Genomic DNA, 14,661 nt, shown 5'->3' on the forward strand with positions numbered 1-14,661 from the left:
GGTTACTGGTGGCTGCGGCGAACTGCACAGTTGTGTAGAGACCTATGGCCATCGCGGGCAAGCCCGCTCCCACGTGGGTTTTGTATTGGCGGGAAGAGGGGGGTTACTTGCCGCCTGTAATCTGCTTCACCAACTGTGCATGCCCCTTCACATCATCCGCCCGGGAAATCGCCTGGATCACCAGCAAATGGTTGCCCGACCCCCCCAGGAATGTGGAGTTCAAGGTCTTGCCACCACCTTGGGTGGCGCTGCTGTCCACTTGGCGCAGGCCCAGGCCCTTGTAGGTGAGTTTCTTCTCGCCCAGTTTCTTGAAGTCGGGCAGGGCAGCGCTCTGGTCCTTGACGAAATCGGCCACGGCGCCGTCGAGGAACTGCGGGTCGTTATCCTGGATCGTTGCCCCATCGTTGCGCACGGTTTCGGCGACGATCACCACACTTTTCGTCGTTGAGTTGGCGTACAGGGTGCCTTGGGTGTCGGCGGTGCCGTCTTGCGCTGTGCCGGAGGGCAGGGTGTCGGCGCTGTAGGCCTTGGGCAGTTTGAAGGTGAACTTGCCACCCAAGGTGGAGATGGTCTGGGTGGTGGGCTTGGCAGCAGCGAACACGCTGCCGGCGGTGAGCGCGAGGGCCAGCAGCATTGCGGTCTTGGTGAACGTGGCCATGAAGCACTCCGGGGATGAACGAAATTGCGGCGTATTCTGTCAGAAAATTCGCAATCTCGTTCATCGGTCCCGTCACACTTTGTCGGAAGACTCTTCCTCAAGCCTGTCCATTTCAAACAAGCGCGCCAGTTCCGCACGGGCTTCCTGGGCGGTTTGCATGACCTTGGCCGCGTCGTCGTACACCGCGTGTTGGGCGGCGAGTACCTGTTGGTCGTGGGTCTTGAAGCGGTTGATGCGCGCATCGGCCTGGGCCTGGCTCAAACCAAGGCCCACCAGGGTACGGCGGCTCATTTCCAGGCTGGAGTAGAAGGTTTCGCGCACCGGTGAAGCGTCCAGGTCCACCAAGCGGTGTACGTGCTGGCGGTTGCGCGCACGGGCGATGATCTTCATGTGCGGGTAGAGGTTGCGCACCAACTCGGCGGTCTTGATGTTGATCTCCGGGTCGTCCATGGCGATGACGAAGAATTCCGCCTGATCGACTTTGGCCGCGTGGAGGATTTCCGGGCGTTGGGGGTCGCCGTAGAACACCGGCATGCCGCCAAAGCTGCGGGTCAGCTCGATGGTTTCCACCGAGGTATCGAGGGCGATGAACGAGATGTTCTGGGCGCGCAGGATACGCGCCACGATCTGGCCCATCCGGCCCATGCCGGCGATGACCACGCGGGGCGCATCGCTTTCGATGGCGCGGTATTCCTCGGGTACTTCCACCGGCTTGACCTTGGGCTTGAACAGCTTCGGGCACACCAGCAACAGCAGCGGGGTCACGGCCATGGACAGGGTGATAGTCAGCACCAGCACGTCGTACAGCTGCGGTTCGAACAGGCCCTGGTCGCGGCCGATCTTGAACACCACGAAGGCAAATTCACCCCCCGCCGCCAGCACCACGCCCAGGCGTAAAGCGCTTTCGCGATTGAGGTCGCCCACCATCCGCCCAACGGCGTACAGCAGTGGCAGCTTCAAGCCGATCAGCAGCAGGGTCAGGCCGATCACCACCAGCGGCGTGCTGAGCAGCAAACTGAGGTTGGCGCCCATGCCCACGCTGATGAAAAACAGGCCCAGCAGCAAGCCTTTGAACGGCTCGATCTGGGATTCCAGTTCGTGGCGGTATTCCGAGTCTGCCAGCAGCAGGCCGGCGAGGAACGCGCCCAGGGCCATGGACACGCCCACCAATTCCATCAGCCAGGCGGTGCCGATCACCACCAACAGCGCGGTGGCGGTGGACACTTCGCGCAGGCCGGTCTTGGCCACGATGCGAAACACCGGGCGCAACAGGTAGCGCCCGCCGATGATCACCACGGCGATGCTGCCCAGGATCTGCAACACGTGTTGCACGCCCTGAGCCTCGGTGGTCGGGTGATCGCTGCCGGCCAGCAACGGCACCATGGCGATCAGCGGGATGGCGGCAATGTCCTGGAACAGCAGGATGGCAAAGGCCAGGCGCCCGTGGGGTTGGTTGAGCTCCTTGCGTTCGGCCAGGCTTTGCAGGCCAAACGCCGTGGAGGACAACGCCAGGCCCAGGCCCAGCACGATGGCGCTGTTCCACGACTGGCCAAACAGCCACAGCGCGACCGCACCCATCACCACGCCGGTGAGCAGGACCTGGGCCAGGCCGACGCCGAACACTGCCTTGCGCATCACCCATAAGCGTTTGGGTGACAGCTCCAGGCCGATGATGAACAGCAACAGCACCACGCCCAGTTCAGAAAACTGCGCCACGCTTTGCGGGTTGCCGATCAGGCCAAGTACCGACGGGCCGATGATCACACCGGCGAACAGATAGCCCAGCACCGCACCCAATTGCAGGCGCTTGGCCAGGGGCACGGTCAGCACGGCGGCGAACAGGAACACCACGGCTGCTTGTAACAGGTTGCCTTCATGGGGCATCACGAACTCCAGCATTTGCATCGATCAACGGTAGGAGCGAGCGTGCTCGCGAAAAACGCAAGGGCACCGCGCTGTGTCTGGTTTGTCGCGTCATCGTTGAGGATTTTCGCGAGCAAGCTCGCGCCTACGGTGGGGGAGGATAGGGCGCTATTAGAGCGCTTTTTCACATTTGGAAACTTGTATTTTTGTCGCGACAGTCAATGGGTGTTGGCTCTCATCCCATTCTTACGCCGGTCTTACGAAAGTATTAATACCATTTAATTCAATGGCTTTCGCGCAGGTCTACTAACGTTTCGAAAAACTGGATCAGTAGTCACCACGGTCAGGTGTTTCGAATTCGATGCGTGTGGATCGTTGAAACAAGGCTTACACGCAGTCACGGATGAAAGGCTTGGACCACAAGGAGTAGAACGTGGATAGAAGACTTGCGACTGCCGCTTTACCTCGTATTTCTGCGCTTTCTCTTGCGATCCGCCTGGGAGTGGCCGGGTTGGTGATGGGGCTGGCGAGCCCGGATGTGTTCGCCGCCTGTAGCCCGGCGAGTCCCACCGCTGGAGCGACGGTGACCTGTACGGGTGTGCCGTCATTGCCGCTGTTACTCAATACCTTCAGCAGTGCAGTCAACAGCCTGACGGTCAACGTCAACGCGGGGGCGCAGCTCAATGCGACGTTGGGCGGTAAAGCACTGACCCTGACCGGCAACAACACGACGTTGAACAACGCCGGCACCATTGACCCGGCACTCCTCGGATTGGTTTCGGTGCTGAGCGGTGGTGTGGTGATCGGCAACACGGCAGCCAGCGTGTTGAATATCACCAACAGCGCCACCGGCATCATGCGCGGGACTGGCGCGTTGCTGGGGCTGAACCTGGCCTCGCTGGACGGCATGGCCCTGAACGCCACTAACGGCGCAGGCGGCACCACCACGATCGTTAACAACGGTGTCATTGGTTCTTCCTCTTTGCTCGGCCTGACGCTGTTCGCCTCCGATACCCCGGTGGTGGCGGTCCAGGGTGGCGGCCAGGTCAATATGACGAATAATGGCACCCTGACCGGGCGCGTGGCGTTCGAGAGCTCCACTACAGGGAACACCTTCCGCAACACCGGCACCATCTCTGGCGGCGTGTCGATGGGGACCGCCAGTACCAACACCTTTACGGCAGTCACGGGGTCGCAAGTGACCAACGGCGGCGGCATTGGCGTAAGCCTGGGCGGACTGATCGGAGTGAACCTCACCTTTGCGCCCACCGGCCAGGTGGACGGCGGGGCAGGCGGCAGCAACTCACTGATCCTTGAAAACACGACGGGTGTCGGTGGTGGCAGTACGGGTACCGGCACGGCCTCAAGCGCCAACTATGTCAACTTCAACAACCTGGCCATCAACAGCGGTACCTGGACCTTGCTAGGGCCGCTGGTCAGCGGTAGCACCACGCTCAATGGCGGCGTGGCGCAATTCAATAACAACGCGACATTCGGCAGCGGTGTGCTCACGTCCAACGGCGGCGCTATCGAAGCCACCACTAACAACCTGACACTGGCTAACCTGATGACCCTCGGAACCGGTGGCCTGACGGTGCAGGGGGCTGCTACCGGGCTGACCTTGAACGGCCTGATCTCGGGCAGCACTGGCTTGACCAAAGTCGGTACGGGCGAATTGATCCTCAGCGGCGCCAACACCTTCCAGGGTGGTACCACCTTGAACGCCGGCACGCTTACATTGGGCAATGCCGCAGCGCTAGGTACCGGTGCCTTGACCGTGGCGGGTGCGGGTACTTTGCAGAGCAATGCTGCGCTGACAACCAGCAATGCGATTACCTTGAACGCCAATCTGACCGTCGACGGCGTGAACCCGCTGACCCTTGGCGGGGTTGTCAGCGGTGGTTCCGGGTTGATCAAGGAGGGCGTATCGAGCCTGGCGCTTACGGGCAACAATACTTACACCGGCGCCACGGCCCTCAACGCCGGTTCGCTGGTGGTTGGCTCCAATACTGCGCTCGGCGCCAGTGTGTTGAACGCCTCGGCGGGTACCACGTTGGATGCCAGTGCAGCAGTGAGCCTGGGCAATAACCTCAACCTGGGCGGTAACCTGACCCTTGGCGGCAGCAACGCGCTGACCCTTGGCGGCGTGGTGGCGGGCCTTGGCGGGTTGATCAAGAACGGCCCGGCGGATCTGATCCTCAATCAAGCGAACACTTACCTGGGCAACACGGCACTCAACAGCGGCAAGCTGGTGATTGGCGCTACCGATGCCTTGGGTGCGGGTACGTTGAATGCAGCCGCAGGCACGACCCTGGACGCCAGCACCACTGCCACGCTGACTAACGCGATCAACCTGGCCGGTAACCTTGGAATCGGCGGCAGCGCCAACCTGACCCTGGGCGGCACGGTCAACGGTGCAGGCAGCCTGACCAAAGACGGCACGGCCGGCCTGACACTCAGCGGCAGCAATAACTTCCTGGGTGGCACTACCCTGAATTCGGGCAGCCTGACCGTCGGCAGCAACACGGCGCTTGGCCTGGGCAACTTGACCGTCGGCGGCGCCGCCACCCTTAACAGCACCTCGGCGGTGGCGCTGGGCAATAACATTGTCCTCAACGCCGGGCTGACCGTCGGCGGCGCCAATGCGCTGACCCTGGGCGGTGTAGTCAGCGGCGCGGGTGCGCTGATCAAGGATGGCCTGGCCAACCTGACCCTCAACGGCACCAACACCTTCAGTGGTGGCACCAGCCTCAACGCCGGCACGCTGACCTTGGGCACGGCAGGCGCCTTGGGCGCGGGTCCCTTGACGGTCGGCGGTGCGGCAACTCTGGATACCAGCGCGACCTTCACCCTGGGCAACGGGATTGCCTTGAATGGCGACCTGACGCTCGCGGGTAACAATGACCTCAACCTCAGCGGCGTGATCAGCGGCGCCAGTGCACTGATCAAAAACGGTTTGGCTGACCTGACCTTGAGCGGCAACAACACCTTTACCGGGCCATTGAATATTGTCTCCGGCAGCGTCACCACCGGCAGCACCGGTGCATTGGGCAGCACCTCTGGCGTTGATGTCAGCGCTGGCGCTGCGCTGAACCTGGGCGTCGATTCCAGTCTGGCCGGTCTCAGCGGTGCGGGTGGCGTGGCAGTCGGCGGCGGTTTGAACCTCACGGTGGGTGGCGTCAGCACCAGCAGTACCTTTGACGGTGACCTCAGTGGCGCGGGCAGCTTGATCAAGGTCGGCACCGGCACGCTCACGCTCAACGGAATCAATGGCATCACCGGTAACACGGCGATCAACGCGGGCACCCTGGATGTCGAGGGTTCTCTGGGCAGCGCGTTGGTCGACGTGAATAGCGGCGGCACCCTTACCGGCAGTGGCTCGCTATTGGGTACGGCGAATATCAATAGTGGCGGGCACCTGGCGCTGGGCAGTGGCACGACCTTGTCGGCGGGCGGCCTGAACATGAGTGCCGGGGCCAGTCTGGATGTGGCTCTTGGCGCGCCGTCGCTGACCTCGCTGATGAATGTCGGTGGCAACGTGAACCTGGCCGGCGACCTTAATGTGAGCGACGCCGGTGGCTTCGGCGCGGGTGTGTATCGCTTGATCAACTACACCGGCGGCTTGACCGGTGCGTTGAACGTCAACACGGTGCCGCTGGGCTTCGGCCTAGGTGATCTGCTGGTACAAACCTCCGTGGGCAGCCAGGTCAACCTGGTGGTAGCGGCGCCGAATATTCGGTTCTGGGACGGCAGCAACACCATCGCCAACGGCACTGTTGACGGAGGCAACGGCACCTGGACAGCGGGCGGCACCAACTGGACCTCGGCCGACGGCCTGTCCAACCAGACCTGGGGCGGCGGCTTTGCGGTGTTCCAAGGCGCGGCGGGCACCGTCAGTGTGAATGGCGTACAAACCATCACTGGCATGCAATTCGTCACCGATGGCTACAACCTGGTCAATGGCACCGGAGGGCAGTTGAGCACCGGCAGCGGCAACTTCGCCGTGCGCGTCGACCCACTGGCGACTGCCACCCTCGGCGTCGATATCACCGGTGCGGGCGTTCTGAACAAACTCGATACCGGCACGCTGGTGCTCAATGGCGCCAACAGCTACACCGGCGGCACCTTGCTCAATGGCGGCACGTTGGTGGTCGGCAGCAACACCGCGCTGGGCGCTGGCACGCTGACCGCTGCGGCGGGCACCACACTGGTTAGTAATGCCCCGGTGACCCTGGGCAATGATGCGGCACTCAGCGGCACCCTGACGGTCGGTGGCAGCAACGCATTGGCGCTCAATGGCGCCATCAGCGGCATCGGTGGCCTGGTCAAGAATGGCACGGCAGGCCTGACACTCGGCGGCACCAACACCTTCCTGGGCCCTGTGGCCTTGAACGCAGGCGGGCTGATCCTGGCCAGCAATACGGCGCTGGGCGCGGGCGTATTGAACGCCGCAGGCGGTACCACCTTGGACGCCAGCACGGCGGTCACCACCACCAACGCGATCAACCTGGTTGGCAACCTGGGCATCGGCGGCAGCGCTGACCTGACCCTCGGCGGCGCAATCAACGGTGCGGGCAGCCTGACCAAGGAGGGCACGGCCAATCTGATCCTCAGCGGCGCCAACGCCTACCTGGGTGGCACCACCCTGAACGCCGGTACGCTGACCTTGGGCAGCGCCACCGCCCTTGGTCTGGGCAACCTCACCGTGGGCGGCGCGGCGACCCTGGATAACACGGCCGCGCTGACAGTGGGCAATGGCCTCGTGCTTGACGCCAACCTTGCCGTTGCCAATAGCAACGACCTGACCCTGGGTGGCCTGATCACCGGCACGGCTGGCCTGACTAAAGACGGCGCAGCCAACCTGACCCTCAATGGCGTCAACACCTTCCAAGGCGGCACCACGCTCAACGCCGGTACGCTGACCCTGGGCACGGCAGCGGCCCTGGGTACCGGCGCCTTGAACGTAAACGGTGCAGCTACTCTGGCCAACAGTACACCGCTGGTATTGGCCAATGCGGTCAACCTCAATGCTGGCCTGACCGTGGGCGGTCTCAACAACAACCTGACCCTGGCCGGCGTGCTGGCCGGCAGCGGTAGCCTGGTCAAAACCGGCACGGCCGATGTGAGCCTGACCGGCACTAACACCTTCAACGGCCTGTTCGATGTGCAATCGGGCAGCCTCACCACGGTGGGCAATGGTGCACTGGGTGTCGGCGCTGGGGTCAACCTGGCGAGCGGTACTTCCCTCAACCTGGGCGGCAGCGCCAGCCTGGGCGCACTCACGGGTACCGGGCTTGCAACCGTAGGGGCCGGCAGCACCTTGAGCGTGGGCAACAATAATCTGGACAGCACCTTCAACGGCGTCGTGGCAGGCCTCGGCAACCTGGCCAAAGACGGCACGGGCGCCTTGACCCTCGGCGGCCTCAGCGTGGTGACCGGGGATGCCCAGGTCAACGCCGGCAGCTTGCTCGTCAATGGTTCCCTGGCCAGCGCCAATGTGGCGGTGGGCAGTGGTGCCACCCTCGGTGGTACCGGTACTTTGTTGGGCAACGTGACCATCGCCGACGGCGGCCACCTGGCCGTCAATTCCGGCGCGACCCTCACCACCGGTTCGCTGCTGCTCAATGCCAACTCCAACCTGGATGCAGGCCTCGGCGCGCCCGCCACTGGCGGCACCGCGCTGGTTCAGGTCAACGGCAACCTGACCCTGGACGGCACCCTCAACGTCACCGATATCGGCGGCTTCGGTGCGGGCATCTACCGCCTGATCGACTACACCGGTGGCCTGACCAACAACGGCCTGCTGCTGGGCAGCCTGCCGGTGAACATCCCGGCCAGCGACCTGGACCTGCAAACTGCGATCGGCAACCAGATCAACCTGCTGGTCAACGGCAGCACCAATGTGCAGTTCTGGGACGGCAGCCAAACCACCGGCAATGGCACCATCGAAGGCGGCAGCGGCACCTGGAGTGCAGGCGGCAACCAATGGACCGGCGTCAACGGTGCATTCAATACCGCCTGGACGCCTAACAGCTTTGCCGTGTTCCAAGGCACGGCGGGCACCGTCACGGTTGACGGCGCGCAAGCCATCACCGGTTTGCAGTTCGTCACCGATGGCTACACCCTGGCGGGCGGCGCCGCAGGCGCCTTGACCCTGTTCAATGGCGTGGGTGGCAACACCGCCGTACGTGTCGATCCTGGCGTCACCGCCACCCTCGGCGTGGCGCTTAACGGCGGCGGCACCCTGGCCAAGCTCGACACCGGCACCCTGGTGCTTAACGGTGCCAACAGCTACACCGGCGGCACCGCCCTCGATGGCGGCACGCTGGTGGTCGGCAATAACAGTGCCCTGGGCAGCGGCCTCTTGACCACCGCCAACGGCACCACCCTGGACAGCAACACCGCGGTCAGCCTCGCCAATGCACTCAACGTCAACGGCAGCCTCACCCTCGGCGGCAGCAATGCCTTGACCCTGGCCGGCACCGTGGCGGGTACGGGCAGCCTGATCAAGAATGGCATCGCCAACCTGACCCTCAGTGGCAACAACACCTATGCCGGCCCAACCGCACTCAACGCAGGCGGCCTGATCCTGGCCTCCAACAGTGCCCTGGGCAGTGGCGCCCTGAACGCGGCCGCTGGCACCACCCTCGACAGCAGCACGGCGGTCGCCCTGGCCAACACGGTCAATCTGGCCGGCAACCTGGGCATTCTGGGCACCGCCGACCTGAGCTTGAACGGCCTGGTCAGCGGTAGCGGTGGGCTGACCAAAACCGGCGCGGGCAACCTGACGCTCAACGGTGCCAATGCCTACCTGGGCGGCACGCAATTGAATGCCGGCTCCTTGACCCTGGGCAATGCGTCGGCCCTGGGCAGCGGTGCCTTGGCGGTCAATGGGGCAACCACCCTGGACACCAACACGGCGTTGGCCCTGGCCAATAACACCAGCCTGAATGCAGCGCTCACGGTCGGCGGTAGCAACGACCTGAGCCTCAACGGTGTGGTGGACGGCACGGGTTCGTTGACCAAGGCCGGTGGCGCCAACCTGACCCTCAACGGCGCCAACACCTACAGCGGCGGCACGGCGCTCAATGCCGGCACGCTGACCCTCGGCAGCACCACAGCCCTGGGCTCGGGCGCGTTGACCGTCGGCGCTGCGGCGACCCTGGCCAACAGCACGCCGCTGGTGCTGGCCAATGCGGTCAATCTTAATGGCGACCTCACTGTCGCTGGCAGCAACAACCTGACCCTCGCCGGTGTACTCGCTGGCAATGCAGCGCTGATCAAAAATGGCGCGGCGGACCTGCTTCTCACCGGCAACAACAGCTTCAGCGGCCCACTGACCGTGGCGGCGGGCAGCGTGACCACGGCGGGCAATGGTGCGCTGGGCACCACCTCCGGCGTCACCGTCGGCAGCGGTTCCAGCCTCAACCTGGGTGGCAACGCCAACCTCAACAGCCTGGCCGGCAACGGCACGGTGCAGGTCGCTGGTGGCGCTACGCTGGCGGTGGGTGGCAGCAACCTGGATAACAGCTTTGGCGGTGCACTCAACGGTGCCGGCAACCTGGATAAAAACGGCAGCGGGGTGCTCAACCTGAGCGGCACCAATGCCCTCAGCGGCGCGGCCACCGTCAACGGCGGCACCTTGAATGTCACAGGCTCACTGGCCAGCGGCACGGTGGCAGTCAACAGCGGAGCGACCCTGGCCGGCAGCGGTTCATTGGCCGGCGCGGTGACCGTGGCCGACGGTGGGCACATCGGCCTGGCCTCCGGCAGCACGCTGTCGGTGGGCTCGTTGGTGCTGGGCGGCAACTCGAACCTGGATGTCGGTCTCGGCACTCCGGTGTTGGGTGGCGGCACAGGCCTGCTGAATGTCGGCGGCAATCTGACCCTGGACGGCAACCTCAATGTCACCGATATCGGCGGCTTTGGCAGCGGCGTCTATAACCTCATCAACTACACCGGAGCCTTGACCGATAACGGCCTGGCTCTTGGCACACTGCCAGGCAGCGTGGTGCCGGGCGACCTGCAAGTGCAGACCGCGATCACCAACAAGGTCAACCTGCTGGTGACCGCGCCCAACACCACCGTGCAGTTCTGGGATGGCAACAGCCTGATCGGCAACGGTGCGATTGACGGCGGCAACGGCACCTGGAACGCCGGCAATACCAACTGGACCAATGTCGACGGCACCCTCAACCAGGGCTGGGTCAACAGCTTTGCGGTGTTCCAAGGCGCGGCAGGCAACGTGACGGTGGACGGCACGCAGAACATCACCGGCATGCAGTTCGTCACCGACGGCTACACCCTGGGCGCCGGCACGGCGGGCGTGCTCAACCTGGTCAATGGCGGCACCGGCAACACCGCGGTGCGCGTTGACCCGAACGCCACCGCCACCCTGGGCGTGACCCTCAACGGCGCCGGCACCCTGGCCAAACTCGACAGCGGTACCCTGGTGCTCAACGGTAGCAATGGCTACACCGGCGGTACCGCGCTGAACGGCGGCACCCTGGTGGTGGGCAATAACAGTGCCCTGGGCACAGGCGCCCTGACGGCGGCCGGCGGCACCACCCTGGACAGCAACGCGGCGGTCAGCCTGGCCAATGCGGCCGTGCTCAACGGTGCCTTGGCGGTGGGTGGCAGCAACGCACTGACCCTCGACGGGGTTATCAGCGGCAGCGGCAGCCTGGTGAAAAACGGTGCGGCAGCGTTGACGCTCAATGGCGTCAACAGTTACAGCGGCGGCACGGGCCTGAACGCCGGTCAATTGATCCTTGGCAATAATGCTGCCCTGGGCAGTGGGGCCTTGACGGTGGGCGGCGCGGCGCAACTGGATGGCGGCACCGACCTGCAACTGGCCAATGCCCTCAACCTCGGTGGCCCGCTGACCCTGGCCGGCAGCCACGACCTGGCCCTCAACGGCGTGGTCAGCGGCAGCGGCAGCCTGGTGAAAAATGGCAACGGCGCCTTGTTGCTGACCGCTGCCAACACCTACAGCGGCGGCACCACGCTCAACGGCGGCAGCACCACGGGCAACACCACCAGCCTGCAAGGCGCTATCGCCAACAACGCGGCGTTGACCTTTGAGCAAGCCATCGACGGCACCTACACCGGCAACCTCACCGGTACCGGCGTGTTGAACAAAACCGGTACCGGCGCGTTGCTGCTCAGCGGCAACAACACCTTTACTGGCAACACCAACGTCAACACCGGCAGCCTGCTGGTCAACGGCACCTTGAATAGCGCCGTGGTGCAAGTCGCCAGCGGCGCGACCCTCGGCGGCAGCGGTACCCTGGGCGGTGCGGTGAACATGGCTGACGGCTCGGTGCTCCAGGCCGGTGCCGCGACACCACTGTCGGTGGGTTCGCTGGCCTTGTCGTCGGGCACCACCCTGGACTTCGCCCTCGGTGCGCCGGGTGCCTCCAGTACAGCGGTGAACGTGGCGGGCAACCTGACCCTGGACGGCACGCTCAACGTCAGCGACACGGGCGGCTTCGGTGTCGGTGTGTACCAGCTGTTCCGCTACGGCGGCAGCTTGACCGATAACGGCCTCACCTTTGGCACCTTGCCGGTGGCGCTGGGCAACCTGAGCCTGCAAACGGCGCTGGCCAACCAGCTCAACCTGGTGGTGCAAACCGCCCCAGGGCAGATCCAGTTCTGGAACGGCGGCACCACCAACCCCGATGGCAGCATCAGCGGCGGCAGCGGTACCTGGGGCCCAGGCACCAACTGGACCGACCCCACCGGCACCCAAGGGCAGGCGTCCACCAACCAGTTCGCCGTATTTGGCGGGCAGGGCGGCACCGTGACCGTGGTCGGCAACCAAGGCTTCACTGGCCTGCAAGTGCTGGACGCCGGCTACACGCTGGTCGCCGGCGAAGGCGGCAGCTTGAGCCCCACCAATGCGGCGGATGGCAGCCTGGCGCCGGTGCGGGTCAATTCCGGCGTGACCGCTCAGATTGATGCACCGCTGGTGGGAACCGGCGGCATCAACAAGCTGGATGCCGGCACCTTGCTGCTGACCGGCGCCAATACCTACACCGGCGGCACCACCGTCAGTGGCGGTACGCTGGCGGGCACCACCACCAGCCTGCGTGGCAGGATCCTCAACAACGCGCGGTTGTTGTTTACCCAGCGCACCAATGGCCAGTTCAGCGGCACCTTGAGCGGCACCGGTGCGCTGATCAAGCAAGGCGCAGGCGCGCTGTTGCTGACCGGCAACCAGCCGTTCAGCGGCACCGTGGCGGTGGAAGAGGGCGTGTTGCAAGTGGGCAACGCGGCCAACCCAGGCGCGGTACTTGGCGGCCAGGTCACAGTGGCCAACGGTGCAGGGCTGACCGGTAACGGCAGTGTCGGTTCGCTGGTCAACAACGGCTCGGTGACACCCGACGGCGGCAAGCTGACCGTGGCCGGCAACTTCACCAACGCCAGCACCGGTGCGCTGAACCTGGTGATCACCCCCTCCACCACCGGCTCCCTGGCCGTGGGCGGCACCGCCAACCTGGGCGGCACCTTGAATGTGGTCAACCTGGCACCCTATGCCGGCGCCACCACCTACACTCTGCTGACAGCCGGCGCGGTCAACGGCACCTTTGCCACCACCAACCTGGAGAACCTGGCGTTCCTGACTACCGCGTTGAACTACAGCCCAACCCAAGTGGCCCTGGCGGTCAGCCGCAACGACGTCAGCTATGCCAGCGTGGCGGCCACCGGTAACCAACGCGGCGTGGCGGCGGCGTTAGGCACCGGCACTGCAGTCGGTGGCGCAGCGGTGCAAAATGCACTGCTTAACGGTGATGCAGCGGCGGCACGTGCGGCCTTCGACAGCTTGTCCGGCGAAATCCACGCCAGCACCGCCAGCGCCATGCTTGAAGACTCGCGTTACGTGCGTGATGCCGTCAACGAGCGCCTGCGCCAACCGGGTTGCTACCGCGAGGACGACCCGCGCAATGCCCTGGCACCTAGCGAAAACCACCTGAGCAGCGCCGGTTGCCACGGCGAGATGGTCGGTTGGATGCGCGTGCTCGGCACCTGGGGCCATATGGGCGGTGACAGCAACAGCGCCAAGCTGGACCGCAACCTCAGCGGCTTCCTGCTTGGTACCGACAAGCAAGTGGACGACGCCTGGCGCGTGGGCGTGGCCGCCGGCTACACCCGCAGCGACCTGGACGCCAAGCGCCGCAATTCCAGCGCCGATGTGGACAGCTACCACCTGATGGCCTACACCGCCTACCAGCAAGAAGCCTTCGCCGCACGCATGGGCGTGGCGTACAGCTGGCATGACATCGAAAGCAAGCGCAACGTGGCCGTCGGTGGCGAGGGCCAACGCCTCAAAGCCGACTACAAGGCACGCAGTGCACAAGTGTTCGGTGAAGTCGGCTACACCATTCAAACCCCTACCGTGGCCCTGGAACCGTTCGCCGGCCTGGCCTACGTCAACTACGACAGTGACACCATTAAGGAGAAAGGCGGCTCGGCAGCCCTGCGCGGCGATGCCGACCAGGACATCACCTACTCGACCTTGGGCGTGCGCATTGGCCAGACCATCACCCTGGGCAACGGCTCGAAAATCACTCCACGGGGCAGCATCGGCTGGCGCCATGCCTTCGGTGACACCAAGCCCGACGCCGACCTGAGCTTTATCAATGGCGGTGGCTCGTTCAGCACCCAGGGCGTGCCGATTGCCAAAGACAGCGCGGTGGTGGAAGCGGGCCTGGATTACCAGATCAGCCAGAACGGCAGACTGGGCCTGGGCTATTCGGGCCAGCTCTCGCGCAACGACAAGGACCACGCCGTGACGGTAAGTTTCTCCCTCGGTTTCTGATCAAGGCCGAGTTTTTTTGAACCGCCCGCAAGGGCGGTTTTTTTTGCCCCATGTAGGAGCGAGCTCGCTCGCGAAAAACCTCAACGATAACGCCGGCATCCTGATTAAACGCGGCGCCTGAGATTTTTTCGCGAGCAAGCTCGCTCCTACAGGTAAGAGCCGTGCTATTCCTCTTGTCCCCGCTTCCCATGTCACCCCCCAGCCCACAGATCCCTTAATTTTCAAGCCTGCCGGAAGCCCCTCCAGGCCTACGGCTGCGCCCGCATTTTTTACAGGCGCGCGGTACTGCCGATCCAAGCGGCAAAACTGAATACGGACA

3 protein-coding genes are annotated in these 14,661 nt (G+C 64.4%); 1 reads left to right on the forward strand and 2 read right to left on the reverse strand.

Annotated features, from left to right (window positions below):
* Positions 1-103 precede the first annotated feature (103 nt).
* Positions 104-658, reverse strand: a complete 555-nt coding sequence (locus A7K61_RS17655) for a hypothetical protein (RefSeq protein WP_014718107.1) — start codon at positions 656-658, stop codon at positions 104-106.
* Between the two features lie 72 nt (positions 659-730).
* Positions 731-2,542 carry a monovalent cation:proton antiporter-2 (CPA2) family protein gene (locus A7K61_RS17660; protein WP_032897482.1) on the reverse strand — a complete coding sequence of 604 codons (1,812 nt, stop codon included), beginning with the start codon at positions 2,540-2,542 and terminating at the stop codon, positions 731-733.
* A gap of 412 nt (positions 2,543-2,954) precedes the next feature.
* Here A7K61_RS17660 and A7K61_RS17665 point away from each other — a divergent pair, with 412 nt between their 5' ends.
* On the forward strand, positions 2,955-14,342 hold the full coding sequence (locus A7K61_RS17665) for an autotransporter-associated beta strand repeat-containing protein (RefSeq protein ID WP_069558034.1): 11,388 nt from the start codon (positions 2,955-2,957) through the stop codon (positions 14,340-14,342).
* Positions 14,343-14,661 lie beyond the last annotated feature (319 nt).

This window comes from Pseudomonas sp. AP42 (assembly GCF_001728935.1).
GTDB lineage: Bacteria > Pseudomonadota > Gammaproteobacteria > Pseudomonadales > Pseudomonadaceae > Aquipseudomonas > Aquipseudomonas lactis.